General features: G+C 38.3%; 10 protein-coding genes and 1 pseudogene. 1 reads left to right on the top strand and 10 read right to left on the bottom strand.

Going from position 1 to position 18394, the window contains the following annotated elements:
* Window positions 1–160 precede the first annotated feature (160 nt).
* The 3 genes and pseudogenes from FHR29_RS19600 to FHR29_RS19590 all read right to left on the bottom strand — a co-directional run bounded on the left by FHR29_RS19600 (window position 161) and on the right by FHR29_RS19590 (window position 2860).
* Window positions 161–829: a hypothetical protein gene (locus FHR29_RS19600; protein ID WP_183916392.1), complete on the bottom strand. Its 669-nt coding sequence runs from the start codon at window positions 827–829 to the stop codon at window positions 161–163.
* A gap of 6 nt (window positions 830–835) precedes the next feature.
* Window positions 836–1636, bottom strand: a pseudogene (locus tag FHR29_RS19595) (RHS repeat-associated core domain-containing protein); the annotation flags it as partial.
* Window positions 1637–2182: 546 nt separating this feature from the next.
* Window positions 2183–2860 (bottom strand): hypothetical protein, encoded by a 678-nt coding sequence (locus FHR29_RS19590; protein WP_183916390.1) that lies wholly within the window; start codon window positions 2858–2860, stop codon window positions 2183–2185.
* A gap of 993 nt (window positions 2861–3853) precedes the next feature.
* Here FHR29_RS19590 and FHR29_RS19585 point away from each other — a divergent pair.
* Window positions 3854–5824, top strand: coding sequence for a beta-N-acetylglucosaminidase domain-containing protein (locus tag FHR29_RS19585; protein WP_183916388.1), 1971 nt, complete (start codon window positions 3854–3856; stop codon window positions 5822–5824).
* Between the two features lie 1327 nt (window positions 5825–7151).
* Here the strand turns inward: FHR29_RS19585 and FHR29_RS19580 are convergent.
* From FHR29_RS19580 to FHR29_RS19550, 7 genes are all read right to left on the bottom strand, one after another.
* The gene (locus FHR29_RS19580; protein WP_183916386.1) at window positions 7152–7757 is read right to left on the bottom strand and encodes a porin family protein; all 606 of its coding nucleotides are present in this window, start codon (window positions 7755–7757) and stop codon (window positions 7152–7154) included.
* Window positions 7758–7882: 125 nt separating this feature from the next.
* On the bottom strand, window positions 7883–9244 hold the full coding sequence (locus FHR29_RS19575; RefSeq protein WP_183916384.1) for a Gfo/Idh/MocA family protein: 1362 nt from the start codon (window positions 9242–9244) through the stop codon (window positions 7883–7885).
* A gap of 347 nt (window positions 9245–9591) precedes the next feature.
* Window positions 9592–10557 (bottom strand): transporter, encoded by a 966-nt coding sequence (locus tag FHR29_RS19570; protein ID WP_183916382.1) that lies wholly within the window; start codon window positions 10555–10557, stop codon window positions 9592–9594.
* A gap of 27 nt (window positions 10558–10584) precedes the next feature.
* Window positions 10585–12309, bottom strand: a complete 1725-nt coding sequence (locus FHR29_RS19565) for an amidohydrolase (protein WP_183916380.1) — start codon at window positions 12307–12309, stop codon at window positions 10585–10587.
* 241 nt (window positions 12310–12550) lie between these two features.
* On the bottom strand, window positions 12551–13996 hold the full coding sequence (locus tag FHR29_RS19560) for a TolC family protein (protein ID WP_183916378.1): 1446 nt from the start codon (window positions 13994–13996) through the stop codon (window positions 12551–12553).
* Window positions 13989–17156 (bottom strand): efflux RND transporter permease subunit, encoded by a 3168-nt coding sequence (locus FHR29_RS19555; protein ID WP_183916376.1) that lies wholly within the window; start codon window positions 17154–17156, stop codon window positions 13989–13991. Before FHR29_RS19555 ends, FHR29_RS19560 begins: the two co-directional genes overlap by 8 nt.
* A 21-nt stretch (window positions 17157–17177) precedes the next feature.
* The gene (locus FHR29_RS19550; protein ID WP_183916374.1) at window positions 17178–18266 is read right to left on the bottom strand and encodes an efflux RND transporter periplasmic adaptor subunit; all 1089 of its coding nucleotides are present in this window, start codon (window positions 18264–18266) and stop codon (window positions 17178–17180) included.
* Between the last annotated feature and the right edge of the window lie 128 nt (window positions 18267–18394).

Below are 18394 nucleotides of genomic sequence, written 5' to 3'. Positions count from 1 at the left end.
ATCAATTGGCCCCTTTCCGTCTGGATCAATAAATCTGATCGGATTGTTACTCACATAATTGTAGAATGAATGACTCTTAAATTCCTTCGCCAATGGATCCACCACCTTCCTATCTCAGCATCATAGAACCTTGCACCGTAATCCTATTGAAATAAAAGTATCACATTTCTAATTTCCATTTTTCAAATTTAAAAGTCTCTTCTTCATCCCTATATATAAGGAATTTGACAACAATTTCATTTTTGGATATCCAGAACATTTCTACAGGAAATAAATCCTCATAATTAAAACTTACAACTTCCTTAATTTTATTAGAATTATCTATCGAAAATATATTGACTTTATTCTCTAAATAATCTACTTGTGAATTATTACTGTATGTAAAAAAGTAAGTGCCTTCTTGATTCAAAAACGGAAAAGATAGAAGCTCTGTTTGAATACCGTTTTTAATATTAAAGATAAACAGTTCATTTGTCTCGTATCCATCAGCTGAAAAATATAATAAAGAATTATTTAAACTTCCTAAATAACTATAGTTTCTATAATCCAAATCATCCTCTTTACCTTTGTCCTGAAATACAACATTTTTTTTATTTTCCAGAACGAATTTATATCTATCATTTATTTTCACTATAGCTGCGGACGAATCTAAAGAAAAAAGAAACTTGTGGGTTATCAAGTTTTGATAATCTTTATCACTAATTATCTCCTTATTTACCTTAATTTGTATCATCTTTTCTTTATCCAGTTTATTTATTATCTGTCCTTGACAAGAAACCTGACTGCCAAAACAAATATTCAATAATGATAGTAATACAATGTTTTTCATTGGTGATTATTTAATACTAAAATTTCGTCTATTTAACTGTTGAATATGCATATGATGCTTATGATGAAAATTTTTACCAGGCGGAGGCGCGACAAATTTTGTATTTGGCAGAGCAGGGCCATTCCCCTTTGAATTTTCTGTAAGAATTGAATTAGAATTTTTAAACCCTAAAGTATAAAGAGATGTCACAATCTTTTTGCTAAAATGTTCACTATAGTTTTTATCACCAACCCAAATTGCCTGACTTGTTCCAGGATAAATACTTCCATATCTAATATCTGCATATTCACCTAATTTCCCTCCATGTCCACTATGCTTTCCATTTTTATCTGTTAACTGAGTAGCCTGTAATCCATAATCTCCATAAGCCCTAGCCATTCCATGTAATTCAAACGCAGTAAAATGACCAGCTGCTCCTAAGACAGCAGCTGCGAAATCTTCTTGCAAATAAGTACTCTGATCTTTTTTAGCATTATCTGTTATTAGTAATAAGCTAGGGTCTACTGACGAAAGGTCAACTAACTCTACAGTATTTCCTTTTGAATCTTTGATGTCTCTTTTATTATATGTACCAAGATCTCTTGTTTTTCCATCAGCTTCATGGTAGGTATAAGTATTTGTTTTATCTTTTGTTCTTGTCACTTCGATCCTTCCATCATCATAAATTTCATAATTATCCTCCAACATCCCTGTCGGATCAGTAAACTTAATAGGATTATTGTATCCATAACGGTACGGCGACCAATCGTATGCAGCATCCGCCAGCGGATCGACCACATTCCACCTTCCTATCTCAGCATCATAGAACCTTGCACCGTAATCTTATTGGCCTTAATGATTTTTTCACAGTCTGCCGATTCTGTAGCAGCTGCAAATCGCCTTTTTCAAAGAACTTTACCTTCCCAAAGATATTAGTTTGTACAAATTGTGCAAACGGTATTTTATGGTTATTTTTTTATTGGTAATAGCAAATATAGCCTCACTAGTTTAATTTCGTAAAATTATGATGATAATGGTTAGTCTAATGATTTTCGCAGAAACTTTAAGAAATAGATGTTACACAATTGGAAAGTATAGAGAGAGCTGAAACAAATTCACGATATCTGACGTTATCCTAAAATTGGGAGAACGTTATATCCATCTTAAAAAAAACTGCATATAAATCTAATATACCAGTGACTAAGCTTATGGATTTTTAAAACTGAAACTCTAACAAGCTTTAAAGTATGCGGGTACTAAAGCGAGCGATCAAATAAATCTTGATCCCTCGCTTTATTTATCAATTTTCTATTTTTGGTTGTTCCAGTTTATTGGGAGGAGGTCAAAATGATACTAAGATTTATGATTTAATCTTTACTTATTATTATCAAGTATATTTTGAATAAATGCATCTGAAGCCAAGGCTTTTACTGTATTTTTATTTAAAATTCCCTCATGCATTTTTAATATATATTCAGAAGCTTTAAACCATTGAATAGGTATTCCATCTATTTCTTTATCTGGTAAATAAGAATATGATAAATTCAATTTTTCAATGCTGATAACAAGTTTTTTTACTTCAACGGCGTAATTTTTGAGTTGAGAAACGCTTAGACTCTCTTCGATCTTTTTTGTTAATTCAGTATTTTCAAATAATCTACTTTCGGTGAGTTTGATGACTTCAATAAAATTAGCAATTGATGAATCATCAAAACCATCCCACCAATAATCGCATAAATTTTCATTTTCAATGTGAAAGTAAGTTTTCCGTTCTTCTGTTGACATTATGAAGCCTGGACGTTCATAACTTTCTTTTGGGATGTCGCCCCAAACAGAGGACCATCTGGTTGTTTTAGAATAATAAAAATCTCCAGTAAAATCACTTTCTCTATATCTATCAATTGTTAAGCCAAGTGTCAAATAAAAGCCGTTTTCTAATTTTTTCGAGAAGAATCCCTGTGCGGCAGAAATTGATTCTTTAAAGTAGGTATAACCTAATATTTCTAAAGGAGCTTTAACTTTTGACGTCAATTTTGCTTTTGTTAATTTCATGTATTGAACTATTTCGTGATGTTATTTCATGAATTATTCTTGTTTTTCTTTTTAGGCCCGATATATTTATCGGACCCTTCTTTATAATCCGGATTAGCAGGATCATATAATATTGTTCTATGTTTGGTTTTATTGTTTTTATCAAGTAGTTCTTCGCGCTTTTTTGCAGAAGGCCTGCCCGATTCATTGTGTCATACTTATGGCAATACCGTTTTCTTGCAATATACTGATATAATTTGTGTTGCAATAGTGGATGCCTCGATCCGAATGGTGGGTCAGACTGTTCTATGGGTACATCCTATGCGCTATCGCCATCAGGAGTGCTTATATACAGGGCTTAGCTGTTGGTCGGCGGGCAAGTTTGTAGCCCAGGATCTTTCTGGAATAGGCATCTGTAATCAGGCACAGGTAGATACATTTGTTCCGGATGCGTATGTAGGTGATGTCACTCATCCCTATCTGTTCGGGATGGAGGGCCTGCCTACGTTACACAAGATCGGGCGACTTTTTGAAACGGTGGTCTTATTGGATTGTGATGGCATACCTGCGTTTGCACTTTACCAAAACGTCATTCTCATGCAACAGCCTGAAGAAAGCGTCCCTTCCCAGCACAATCATCGCGCTGCGCATTTTTTTGTCAGTATGTTGCGAAGCTTAAGGCCACCCATGCGATGGGAGTCCTTCTGTATTTCTCGTACCTGGACCAATACAAGTTCAATGCGAACGGAATATTCCTGCTCTCTGCCCATATATTTATAATAGGATTACCTTGTTCTGCCAAATAGTCCACAAAGTCTGGATACCGAAATATTCTGATAACACGATTTCATTCTCTATCTATGACATCGTTGTCATACTAATCAATTTAAATTTAAGATGCGCGTACGGGGAGTTTGATTATGTAATAAATCACATACATGGAAGTTATATGGGTGAATTATATTATTTTTGAAATTTATGCTATTAATTAGCATAGAAATTAAACTTAATTTAATGATGAATAAAAAAATTATATATGGTTTATTAGGGGCAGTTATTTTAAGCGGAAGTTTAAAATTTGGGTATGCTCAGCAAAAGAATTTTGAAACTGCTACGGTATCAACCCTTCCCTCTATATTTCCCTCACCTGTGTTTATGGAGCTTCAAGGCGAGAGCTTTCCTCTTGGACAGACCATTACTTTAGTTGCATTATCAGAGGTTAGTGAGTATACTAAGACCACAGTAGTGAAGATGCTGAACAAGGCAGGAGTGAAGAATGTGAATACAACCCAAAAGATTCCAAAGTCAATTCGAGGTACAGTAGTGGTTTTAGGGGTGAGCAAAAATGGGGACGGAACAGCACTTCTTAGCAACAACCAGGCAATTTTAGATTCTCATAAAGAAGGTTATGTAATTTCTAGTGGAAAAAAAGATCAAGGTTTTTTAATATCACTAATGGGGCATGATGCGCATGGTCTATTTCATGCCACACAAAGCTTCGCACAGTTAATCACGAGCGCTTTCTTTCCATCACTATTGATTCAAGATTACCCAGCTCAGCCTATCCGCGGTTCGGTGGAAGGGTTCTACGGGAAACCCTGGACTATGCTAGAGCGCGAGCAACATTTATTATTTTTATCCTCTGTTAAAGCCAATACCTACGTATATACGCCGAAAGATGATCCTTACGCTAGAGATAGATGGAGAGAACCTTATCCAGCGGACACATTATCAGAACTTGGCCGTATAGCAAAGATTGCAACCGATAATCATATCAACTTTGTTTATGCAATATCGCCTGGTCCAACGATTTGTTTTTCATGTAAAACAGATTTTGATCTATTAAAAGACAAAGTAAATGCGTTAAGAAGCGTGGGTGTGCGTAGTTTTTATTTGGCATTAGATGATATTGAGTATCAAAAATGGAACTGTAATCAAGACTCGATCACTTTTGGGAAATCAGGCCCCGAAGCTGCTGCAGTAGCACAATCATCATTATTAAATAAATTGCAGGACTATATCAAGGGAGTAGATCCTGAGGCGCCAAATTTAATTATGGTTCCCACCGAGTATTATGATGCTAAAGAAACCCCGTATAAAGCTGCATTACGTAAAAATTTAAATCAAGATATCGTTGTTCAATGGACAGGAACTGATGTCGTTCCGCCATCAATTTCAATAAATGATGCAAAAGCGGCTACTAAGGTGTTTGGAAAACCAACATTGCTCTGGGATAATTATCCTGTAAATGACTATGCAGAATCTAAAGGAAGGCTTCTTTTAGCACCATATGATAGAAGGGAAGCAGGGTTATCAAAACAGCTTGCCGGGATTTTGTCCAATCCAATGAATCAGGAAGCTGCTAGTAGAGTAGCAATATCGGGAGTGGCTGCTTTTGCCTGGAATGATCAGGATTACGATGCTTCTCGTACTTGGACATTTGCTGCACGTCAATTAGCTGGAAATAATCCAAAAACCACTCAGGCACTATTGCTGTTTTTCGATACCCAGCACTTAGCCCCAACATTTGGAACACACCCTTGGCAAGTGCAAGCACCTGCATTAAAATCAATTTTAGATAAGTTTAGAGATGCTTTTTCTTATGGTAATAAAGATGATCGTGCGCAGGCTATTAAAAGTCTAATAAATCATGCTCATGAATTTAGAAATGCTCCAAATATTATTCGTTCAGGAACAATTGATAAGGGTTTTGTCCGTGAAGCTGGACCGTGGTTAGATGCGATGGCAATATGGGGAGAGGCTTTAGAATCAGTTGTCTTAGGTTTGCAGGAGGTAGAAATGGGTAAAAGTAATAGTATCGGTTATTTTGATAAAGCTCAAGAACTCGCTAAAAAGGCGGCGGTTATTCCATCAACACCAGGTGCGACTCGCTTTGAAGGGCCAGTTAAAATTGCAGACGGAGTATTGGATGTATTTATTAAAGATGCACCCAAATTACTTTATATAGCAAAAGGTAGTAAGTAGATCATACTTTTTGGTCAGATTAATCTAATGAGAAGATATCTAATCTATCATTGAAAGAACAGCTAAAGGTAATTCCTTTAGCTGTTCTTTTTTGTTGTAACTTGATTTCAGACTCGATATTAAATGGGTTTTAAGATAGAAATAAGAAAGGAGCGGAAGGTCGATATTTGTAAAATCTGTAATACTTTAGTGAAGCCTTATGTTGATTAATAATCAGCAAATTAGATAGTTTGTTACTTATTTTTTGTTCACTATTTCACACATGTTCACGTTCCATGAACATGTGTGAAATAGTGAACATGTGTTTGTTTTATCTTTCTCATGGGGCATTTACCGGCCAATGGAATAACTCTTAAAAATCTTATCAGAAGCCAATTTGTGGAACATGAGGCAGCTCTACCAAGTATTCCCTGAATTTGCCACATTCTCTACGTAGCGAATCTTAGCTGGACAAATATCCGTTTGATTATGCATATCGATGAACCCAGCGAATAGGACTATTATATCAAGGATGCAACAGGTGAACAATAAGCTAATGATGACTTGACAACGAGATATGCAGTAAGTAAACTGCGATAAGAAGTAGTAGGACGAAGTGTCAAATAATGAAGAATTGACGCATTCTAGGCAAGCTGGGAAATCGTCAGTTTTATGGGGAGTGTGCAACGGAGCATGTCTTCGCGCTATGGCGTAGCGGTTTCGACGATGGAGAAAAGCATTTATACCTAGGTCGATGTGATTTAGAGCGGAGAGGAAATGTTTTGATCACCCGGGGAAATGCAACACACCGTTGACAGTGTGGTCTCGCAATATGTCAAAGAGCTTTTGGGCTTCATGAAGAGGGGAGGAGGAAGGACTAAGTGATTCACCGAGATGACGGATTAATATGGATACTCGGGAAAATGCATCGGAATGGTGGCTGTATGATTTCGCCACGTGGTGAAATGGTCAAGTGAGTCCGGAGATTCCTTTCGCCATATCGCGAAATTGACCATGTTCAATTTGATTAAAGAGTGATTTTTAGCTAAAATCTGTTGATATCACCAAATGGAATACAGCTAATTTTAATATTTATAAAAACGAAAGTTGAATCTTGGGAGATAAAAGATATTCATGGAAGTTGGAATTATTTAATTGAATAGTTTTGTATGGCGGACGCTCTATAATAAATAAACAAGTGTAAAATGGATGATTTTGCGAACTGCTTTTCAAAAGATTTTAATAGATAAGTATGTGCTATGTGATTGTATGAAAAAGCCGTTCGACGATATCGCGAACGGCTTTTGTTTTTTCTATACAGGAAGAACGTTTTATTACGTCATTATCTTTAGAATTGGAAACCAACTCCGACAGAAAATACACGATTCTTAGCGGAAGCACCTTGCAAATCTTCTACGATATTAGTCAATCCCAGATCATATCCACCGTTGATCAAGAATCCATTAGCGAATTTGAATCCTGTTAAAAAGTTAAGACCCGCTGCAAAGCTTTTTAAGCCCGCATCGCTAAAGCTGCTTGATTCACTATAGTTTCCTTGCGAAGTCTTTGCGTGGACTCCAAAACCCGCATAAGGGCCAGCTCCTAAAAATATGTTACCTGTATTTCCTGTAGGAATTGAATAAACAAAATTTACAGGTACTTCAATATACATTAGATTATCTTTCGCTTTTCCATCTGTGTATGCTTCCGAAATGGCGCCACCTTTACCTTGTAGAGAGATTCCTGGCTGTACACTCAGGTTACTTGAAACAGGTAGATCAGCATAACCCGTTACATAAAATGAGGTTGCAGCATCAGTTGTAAATGAAGTATTACCTCCAGTTGTCTTAACTTTTGCGAAATTAAGACCGGCTTTTAGCCCATAAGAGGTTTGTGCTTTTGCGCTTGCAACGAGATATAATGTTGCCGCTAATGCTAGTAATGTTCTTTTCATAAAAATATTTAAAAAAATGCAAGTCGCAAAGCTAGCTATATTTTTTAAAATTCTTGTGATTAGGAAAAAAAAGGAAAAACTTAAATTTCGAAAATTAAATCCTAAATATTTTTATACTAATTTAATTATCCCAAAAACGGATGCTTCCAAGGTGCCCGATAAGGTCTTCTTAATAATTTGGTTGCTTCAGGATCATCAATGCATATTTTTTTAATAGGATCGTAGACCAATGGTCTGTTTAATAACATGGATAGATTGGCGAGAATACAACTTGCCGTTGAGATATGTCCTTCTTCAATATCAGCAATAGGGAGATGGTCATTTTCAATCGCAGATAAAAGATTCAGCATATGTTGGCGGGTAGCAGGAGCGGTGTGCAGTTCGATTCTGGGTTCATTGAGATCTGCAGGAAATTTTTCTTTCTCATAAACAACATCCATCGCAATACGCTCTCCCTTACCAACAGGAATAAACTCATATTTCATGACACTGCCTTTTAAAGTACCTTTTTCTCCATAGATAACAAATGCCCAAGGGTATTCTGGATCTGCAGGAGTTCCCCAGGACCGCATCTGCCAAACGCAATTTAAGTCAGGATATTCAAATATAGCAGTCTGCGTATCCACAATATTGGATTTTCCGCCTTTTTGCACAAATATACCGCCTGTTGAAGTAATCTTTTCTGGCCATTTAAGTCCTAAAAGCCAACGAACAGTGTCGAACATATGCATACCCATATCGCCGGTAATACCATTACCATACTCCATGAAAGTGCGCCACCAGCCACCATGTGGTAAACCATCATAAGGACGCAATGGAGCCGGGCCTGTCCACATTTCATAATCCAGAAAGTCAGGAACAGGTTCTACTGCAGGATTTCCATTTTTACGCATATGATAATAACAGCACATCTCGACATGTGATATTTTACCAAGCAGTCCTTGATCTATGATGCTTTTTTTAGCATCTATAAGGTGGGCTGTACTTCTTCTCTGTGTACCTACCTGTACTTTTTTATTGTGTTTTCTTGCTGTGCTCAGTATAGCTTCGCCTTCAAGAACATCAATGCTAATGGGTTTTTGGAGATAAAGATGTGCCCCTGAACGTATGGTGTCGATTGCTTGTTGCGCATGCCAGTGATCGGGTGTTCCGATGAGTACCAGATCCAGTTTATGTGCGTCGAGCATTGCTCTGTAATCTTTGTAAAGTTTTGGTACTTTTCTGGATATTTGGCGTTCACTGATCAATTTTCCAGCTTCTTCCAGATGTTTGCTGTCCACATCACAGATTGCTACAACATCAATATCGCGTACCTGCATGAGTCTAAATAGATCGTTTTTACCGTACCAACCTGCTCCAATCAATCCGACCCGCATATTTTTAAGTGTACTTGCAGAGGAAACCCCTTTTGCTTGTAGAGCAGATAAAGTTAAAACAGCAGTAGCACCTTGAATAAATTTTCTACGGTTCAGGTTGAAATTAGGCATAATTTGTTGGTTTATGGTTTATTAAGAGAAAACAAAGAACTGGTCAAAATGTTTATTTTATTATTAATTTGCAATAAATTACAACATTCTCCGATCCCTAATCCGTCCATTATATGTCCGTGTAAAACCAAATATAATCTTAGTCTATATTTTAATAGATCAGTCTCTTTGTTCCCTGTGTAACATGATAAGAAGGTATAAAATTGATTACGTTTTTTAACGATCAAGAGTTTATTAATAAAAAAGGTTGAACGGGATAGAAATCACCTGTTCAACCTTTTGTTCAATCACTTTTTTACAAATAGATCCTTTAAGGCGATAGTATCGTCAATCCGGATTCAAATTATCTAGTGAGATGCACTTTTTGAAGGTATTAAAATATTAACACCAGCCTGTACAGCCATACCTCCGAATCGGCTTTCTGTTGCAAAGTTCTGGGTTATACGTGCCATTGCTCCAATTTTTTTAGGTACAATCCAGTAGGAAACAAAGCCACCAACTCCTGCTGTCTGATCTGACAAGAAACTACCTTCAGTTCCTTTATCATCTGAAACCTGTTTGGTGTAGTGACCGAATACCCCCACTTCATCGCCACGGCTGTTGAGCACATAAGAACCTCCCATATCGACAGTTAGATGGCTTCCCTCTTTGAAGTCAGTATCTTTTTGCCATTGATTGATCTCGAAGGTTGGCGCAATACTCAGATTGATTTTGGGTTGCGGTTTGTATTGTAATGCCCCTCGAATATTGTGAGACCAGTAACCATGACCACCGTTGTCTAAACTATTGTGTTCATATTTTCCGGTGGGAGCCCACACGCCGTAATTTAACGCATATTTGAATTTTCCATCTTTCCATGAGAGCCAGATCGGCTGGATATACATATCACCAAAACCGAGACTTTTATTTGTGAAATTATAACGGCCAGCCCCTGTCTGTTGCGAATAATAATCTAAAGCAATACTTGCCGTGGGGCTATTAAGGGTTGGAATGATCATCATTCCCCAGTCTGCATTTAAGATTTTACCTTTGCCGCCATAAATAGCCATTAAGATAAATGAATGGGTCTTGACATTTTGCTCGATATTAAGAGTCGTCGGATTGTTCGGTGTCGGATTGATCAGTTGATCCGATTTATTCCCCTGCTTATTATAATAGTTCATATTGGCATAGCCATACCATACCGGAATGATAAAGCCAGCATGTGGGGCAAAATAATCATTTGGATTAAAGGATGAACCATTGTAATGTCCTTGAGCAAAGCTACTGGTACTCACAAATAGCAACAGTAATAAATTGATTATTCTTTTCATTGGTATAAGTTTTCTTAATATGCGTAGCTATCGTTTAAATACTGTCTTACCTTCCTTGATTGTTTCTAAGACCTGAACAGAGCGTAATTCTTTCGGATCAATGGTCAAAGGATCTTTATTTAAAATAACAAGGTCTGCAAGTTTTCCTGCTTTTAATGAACCCTTTATATCCTCTTCTTGGTATTGATAAGCGGCATTGATGGTGATCGCTTTTAACGCATCGATAACCGGAATACGTTGATCTGCACCCAGGACCATACCTGAACGTGTTATTCTATTAACAGCAGAATACACACCTGTTATCAGATCCGGTGGCGTGACAGGAGCATCGTGGTGTATGGTAAATGTAATCCCGGCATTTTTTGCAGCATTTGCAGGACTTATAAAAGCAGCTCTTTGCGGACCGAAGACACTGTTGTAGTGCCAATCACCCCATAAATAAACATGTCCAGAGAAGTATGAAGGTATGACACCCACTTCTTTAATTTTCGCAATATGGTCAGGTCTACTATTTTGCACATGAATGAGTGTGGCACGGATTTCCGGTTTATAAATCCCTTCTTCTTTTAATTTTCCTATTACACGCAGTGCCTGATCAATAGCAGCATCTCCGTTCACATGTAGCTGGGCGGTGATGTTTTTTGAGAAAATCGTTTTTAAATCTTCATAAAGAACTTCATCCGTAAAAATTGGGAAGCCTTTATAATCTTTGTTTTGTCCTTCAGGAGGAACTAAGTAGGGTTGTGTCAACCAAGCTGTTTTACCTTGTGGAGAGCCGTCATCCGAAAATTTGAAACCTCCAAATTTGAGGTTATTTTCATATTTCATGTAATGTGGTAAAAATGATTCCCACTCCTTTTTGTTGGCTTCAAAATCAGGAAAATAAACGATATCTGCCTTTATTAGCTTCTTGGCCGCTGCTTCTCGAAGTAAGGTAAGTCCTATACCCATAGTTCGACCATCACATATCGTGGTTTGTCCATAACTAAACCATTCATCCTGCGCCGCTAAAAAATCTTTAAGGGACTGTGATAAACCATCTGTTTCGGTGGGTTTTGGTAAAAGTGAGGTTAACTTTATTAGTGCCGTGAAACTGGCATTTTCTTCCAATTTTCCATTTAGACGATGGGTTTTCGGATCGCGGCCATAATGTCCTCCCTGCGGATCTTTAGCATCTTCAGGAATCTGTAGTAACTTGAACATAGCCGTATTGATAACGCTGGCATGCCCTGAAGTGTGAATCACGATTATGGGATTTGTTGTACTTACAGCATCCAGTTCAGCACGTGTCGGATGTCTATGCTCACTAATAATCGCGTCGTCATATCCATTCCCCATCACTGGAGTAGTTGGATCCAGCTGATGTTTTTTGATATAATCTTTAAGTGTGGTCTGCAGTTCTGCAATACTGTTTACAGTACCGTAAGGAGTTGGAGAAAGGTCAACAGCCTGAGACATGCCTGCTCGCGAAGTAACATGACTATGTGCATCAATAAATCCGGGCATTAACGTTTTGTTTTCTAAGTCTACTTCAGCGGTTTTAGAACCAGCATAATTCATGGCTTCTTTCTTCGTACCTGCAAAAAGAATTTTCCCATCCTTAATAGCAAGTGCTTCCACTTGAGGATTACCGTCTTCCATCGTTAAGATGGGACCTCCGTAATAGAGGATGTCCGCATCATTCTTAGTGCTTTTACAACTTGTAATGATCAAAGCAAAAAAGATGATGTTTATATTGTATTTCTTCCACATAGCGTTAGTATTAGTAAATTAACTTTTTCTAAACCTTTATTGAATTTAATCAATAGTTTCTACTATAAACTGTTTTTTGCTTTTAAAGTTTTAAAAATTATGGCTGAAGCACAATAAAACAGCGTCGTAGTTGGAGAAGAGAAGTGGCTCTTAATTTCATGATAAAAAACTATAAAGCAAAAGGGCCTACAGATTAACTGTAAGCCCCTTAATGTCTGCTTTTTTACCTTAAGTATTCTTCTTATTTCCAACCCCCGCCAAGGTCACGATAGGTATTTGCGACAGTATTCAACTGATCTTTTTTTGTTTTAATCAGCTCTAACTTTGCTTCTAATGCATCTCTCTGGGTCATCAGTACTTCGAAATAATCAACCCGGGCAGACTTAAACAAATCATTAGAGATATCGTTTGATTTTGTTAAAGCGTCTACCTGCTGTGATTTAAGATCATAGCTTTTTTGCAGATTGCTGATCTTGGAAAGATGGTTTGAAACCTCGGCATAAGCACTTAATATCGTCTGCTGATAGTTATACATCGCTTGTAGCTGCAGTGCACTAGCCTTGCTAAATTCAGCTTTAATACCATTTTTATTGATCAAAGGCATGGCAAGTTCTCCAGCAAGCGAATATAACATAGACTCCGGCATTTTTACAAAATAAGAGGGTTTGAAGGCCTCTAAACCTAAAGTTGCAGAAATGTTAAAAGAGGGATAGAATTCTGCACGGGCAACTTTAACATCCAATTTTGCGGCCGCTAGATCCAATTCTGCTTTTCTGATATCCGCTCTATTGGCTAATAACTGGGAAGGAATACCACTATGAACCGCGGGTGATATCATCGTTAGAAAGCTGTTCTTATCCCGTGGGATTTTTTGCGCAAAGCGTCCCAATAAAAGATTAACCCTATTTTCAGTTTCCTGAATATCCTGCTTAATCTCGTACGCTAAGCTTTGCGAATTGAGCATTTCAGCTTTGAATTTCTGAACCGCAAGTTCGGTTGATCTTGCGGCCTCTTTTTGTGCTTGGATAACCTCTAATGCATTTTTTTGGAGCTTGATAGTTTCTTGTACGACGTCGAGTTGGTTATCTAAAGCAAGTAACTCGTAATAGCTGTTGGCCACTTCAGCAACTAAATTTGTCAAAACAAAGTTTTTCCCTTCCATCGTGGAGAGATAGCGGGCTATTGCGGCCTTTTTTTGATCATGCAATTTACCCCAGATGTCTATTTCCCAGTTTCCGGTAAGAGCAGCTTCATAATTCATGAGCGGATCAGGGAATTTCTTTCCGGGTGCGATATCAGTACTCGCATCCCCTGCACCCTGACTTGTATAGCGTCCAACTTTTTCGACACCGCTTCCGATTCTCGCTTCAACAGTAGGAAGTAATTGTCCCTGTTTAAACCGAACTTCGCTCTTCGCAATTTCTATCTCTTGCAAAGTGATCATAAGCTCCTGATTGTTTTTCAAAGCTGTATCAATCAGACTGCTCAGGTAATGATCTGAAAAGAAGTCACGCCATGGCGTAACAATCATGTTTGAACTGTCTTGAGATGAAGCTGTCGAGTCATTAAACGCTACAGGAAGTACCTTGTTCTCTTTTACAATTGGAATAGCGGGTACTTTACAGCTTGCGACTATAAAGCACAAAACGGCTATTCCGATCCACTTTCTTATCTTAATATTATACATTGTGATCGATTTCTTCTGATAATGGATTCTCGTCTTCGTAAGACGTTAATTTACTTTTCGACGCAATTTTTCCGAAAATATAGTATAGTCCAGGTATGATGAGTAGACCAAATACGGTTCCTATGAGCATACCGCCGGCGGCAGCACTTCCTATGGTTTTATTTCCAATAGCTCCAGGTCCTGTAGCAAATACCAGCGGAATAAGACCCGCAATAAATGCAAAGGATGTCATCAAGATCGGACGGAATCGCACCCCAGCTCCCTCGATTGCCGCAGCAAGAACCGAACTGCCGGCATTGTGCTTTTGTACCGCAAATTCAATGATCAGTACCGCATTCTTACCGAGCAAACCAATGAGCATAACCATGGCTACCTGCGCATAAATGTTGTTTTCAAGACCTAATACTTTCAGTAAAAAGTATGCGCCAAAAATACCTGCAGGTAAAGAAAGTACAACTGCAAGTGGTAAGACAAAGCTTTCGTACTGCGCTGCTAAGATCATGTAAACGAAAGTAAGACAGATCAGAAAGATATAGACCGCTTCGTTTCCGCGGGAAACTTCATCTTTTGAAATTCCTGCCCATTCGATACCGTATCCTCTTGGAAGGGATGCTTTGGCTACTTCAGTAACAGCCTTAATCGCCTCACCACTGCTATATCCAGGGGCCGCAGAACCGCTGATCTCTGAAGAGTTGTACATGTTGTGTCTTGTAATTTCGGAAAGACCATATACTTTTTCCAATGTCATAAATGCCGCATATGGAACCATCTCATCCCGATTATTTTTCACATACAGTTTCAGGATATCATCCGGCTGTGCGCGATATTGCGGCAATGCCTGTACCATGACCTTATACTGCCGATCATATTTGATAAAACTGGTTTCGTAATTACTTCCTACCAATGTGGATAGTGTACTCATCGCATTGTCGATCGTAACTCCTTTTTGTTCGGCTTTTTCGTTGTCGATATGCAACATAAACTGAGGGAAACTAGCGCTGTAAAAGGTAAATACAGATGCCAGTTCGGGGCGTTTACTCAATTCTTTTACTAGATCTTTACTTACGGTTTCCATTTTTTTGAAGTCACCAGAACCTGCTTTATCCAAAAGGCGCAATTCAAATCCACCTGCGGCACCGTATCCGGGTACTGCCGGAGGTCCAAAAAATTCAATCGTAGCTCCGGTAATATCTTTTGACTTTTCTTCGAGTTCGTGCATCACGTCCTGAACAGAGTTTTTACGGTCTTCCCAACTCTTTAAGTTGATCAGACAGGTTCCAGTATTAGCTCCGGTACCTTCAGTTAGAATTTCATAACCCGCCAGAGAAGAAATCGATTTTACACCTTCAATCCCCATACCTATTGCCTGAAGTTTTTCGGCAATTTGATTGGTACGTTCTAGAGTAGACCCCGGAGGAGTTTGAATAATGGCATAAAACATGCCTTGATCTTCATTTGGAATGAAGCCAGAAGGTAGGCTATTGTTTAAAAAGAAGATCGCAGAACAAAATGCTGCCAAGAGTACGAATGTGACCAGTCTTTTATTAACGATCTTACGAAGTAGATCTTGGTAACGATTAGCTCCTTTTGTGAAAAGATTATTGAAGCTTGTCAAGAACCTATTTAATGGCGTTTTTTTCTTTGGATGTCCATGTTCATTTTTTAGGATGATGGCGCAAAGCGCAGGTGTAAGTGTTAGCGCAACCACACCAGATAAAATAATGGCTGTGGCCATGGTAATGGAGAACTGCTTGTAAAAGATACCAACAGGTCCTGACATGAATGCTACTGGAATAAATACTGCCGCCATAACAAGTGTGATCGCTACGATAGCCCCGCTTATCTCATGCATCGCTTCTTCCGTCGCTTTGAGAGGTGACAGATTTTTTTCCTCCATCTTGGCGTGTACAGCCTCAATGACGACAATGGCATCATCGACCACAACCCCAATAGCCATGACCAGTGCAAATAGGGTAATGAGATTGAGGGTAATTCCAAACATGGACATAAAGGCAAATGTGCCGATCAAAGAAACTGGAACTGCCATGGCAGGAATAAGAGTAGACCTCCAATCTCCTAAAAAGAGAAATACCACAATACCAACGAGGACGAAGGCCTCAAGAAGGGTATGGATGACCTTTTCAATTGATGCATCCAGAAATTTGGAAACATCATAACTGATCTCGTAATCCATGCCTTTTGGAAAGCTCGTTTCTTTAATTTCTGCTAATTTGCTTTTTATGTTTTTAATAACATCACTCGCATTACTTCCATAAGACTGTTTAATAACAATAGCTGCGGAAGGTCTACCATTTAGCGTAGAATAGATATCATACATCGAGCTTCCAAATTCGACATCAGCAACATCTTTTACACGCAGTACTTCACCGCTAGGATTTGATTTCAGAATGATGTTTTCATAACCCTCTTTGGTATTGAATCGACCTGGATATTTGAGTACATATTCAAATGCTTGTGATCTCTTTCCAGAGCTTTCGCCCGTTTTACCAGGAGAAGCTTCCAAACTTTGTTCATCAAGTGCTTTTAATACTTCATCAGCAGATATTTTGTAAGCGAGCATGCGATCTGGTTTTAACCAGATACGCATGGCATATTCTCTGTTACCTAGAATGTCGGCAACTCCAACACCATCAATCCGTTTCAGCTCGGATAGGATATTGATATCACCGTAGTTGAAGAGGAAGTTTTGATCGGCTTTGGGGTCCTTACTGAATAAATTGACGTAGACGAGCATGTTAGACTCTTCACGGGTTATTTTTACACCTTCGCGAACGACTAAAGGCGGTAATTTATTGATAACAGAGGAAACCCTATTTTGTACATTGACTGCAGCGAGATTGGGATCTGTTCCCAGGTTGAAAATAACCTGAATAGAAGCCTCTCCGTCATTACCTGCATCTGAGGTAATGTATTTCATGCCGGGTACACCATTGATCGCACGCTCTAGGGGGATCAATACCGATTTTACCATCAGCTCGCCATTTGCTCCGGGATACTCCGCCGTTATGTTTACTTTAGGTGGAGAGATGGACGGAAATTGCGTGATGGGCAGTTTGAGCATCGACAATATTCCAAGAAACACAATAATCAAGGAAATGACGATGGAAAGAACTGGTCTATGAATGAATTTATTAAACATCGTTAATTTTTTAGAGGTGAATTATTGAGCGTGTATTTGCAAATGGGACATAACCTCCTGCGGCGCTACAAATTCGAATTTTATCTTATCGTCATCTTTAACCTTTTGAACGCCATCGATCAATATTTTATCTGTGGGCGCTAGTCCCGAAGAGATAACATAAAGATCAGGAAGGTCATTGCTAATGGTGATGTTTCTAGATTTAACAACTCCATTTTTGTCAATGACAAAGACATAGGTTTTATCCTGAATCTCGTAAGTAGCTTTTTGTGGGATTATCAAAGCATGTTTCAGCGGTACAAGCATTTGTACCCGCCCTGTCTCGCCGTTTCTAAGAAGTTTATCTGGATTTGGAAAGCGTGCCCTAAAAGCAATACTTCCTGTTTCATTATTAAATTCGCTCTCTATGGTTTCTACTTTTCCTTTGTATTTCAGTAACTGATTGTTTGCAAGAAGTAAATTCACTTCATTGTTGGCTCTATTTTCCGTATTCGTCTGGTAGTCGAGGTATTCAGATTCCGATACATTAAAATAAGCATACACCTGACTGTTGTCGGATAAACTGGTAAGAAGTTCACCTTCGTCGACCAAACTACCAAGCTTCAAGGGAATCCGGTTGATGGTTCCTGCGAAAGGAGCCCGAATCTCGGTTGCCGTTACATGAAGTTTTGCCAATGACATTTCTGCTTTGGCCTGATCAACTTTCGCTTGTGCCAACGCCAATTCATTTTTAGAAACGATGTTCTTATCTGCTAATGCTTTCGTATTTTCAAGTTCTATTTCTTCCGCTTTAACTTGTGCCTGCGTTTTCAGATACTCAGCTTCGTAAAATTTAGGCATTATTTTAAATAAAAGCTGACCCGCTTGTACAGTCTGGCCTTCATCGACATAAATCTGTTGTAAATATCCCTTTTCAAGACCTCGGATCTCGATATTACGGATCGATTGAATCTGGGAGACATAGTTTTTAGAGAGGGTGGTATCAATTAATATTGGATTGGTTACTTGATACTGGACGTTCTCAATCTTTTCTTCTTTTTTTTTGGAACAGCTTGTTAGGACCAATAAGGCATACAGACCTATAAGCATGCCTGTGCTAATTCTTTTCATGGATGAAATAGTTATTAATATATTGTAATAAATTGGGTAATATTCCAGGACGGAAGAGGCTCTTCAGAACACAATGCTAAACAACAGTAAAGATAGCGATTGGAAAATATACCATGCTATGATGCCTA

Source organism: Sphingobacterium sp. JUb56, assembly GCF_014191365.1.
Lineage (GTDB): Bacteria > Bacteroidota > Bacteroidia > Sphingobacteriales > Sphingobacteriaceae > Sphingobacterium > Sphingobacterium anhuiense.
Note: the sequence above shows the minus strand (reverse complement) of the source record. Positions and strands in the feature narration are given on the sequence as shown.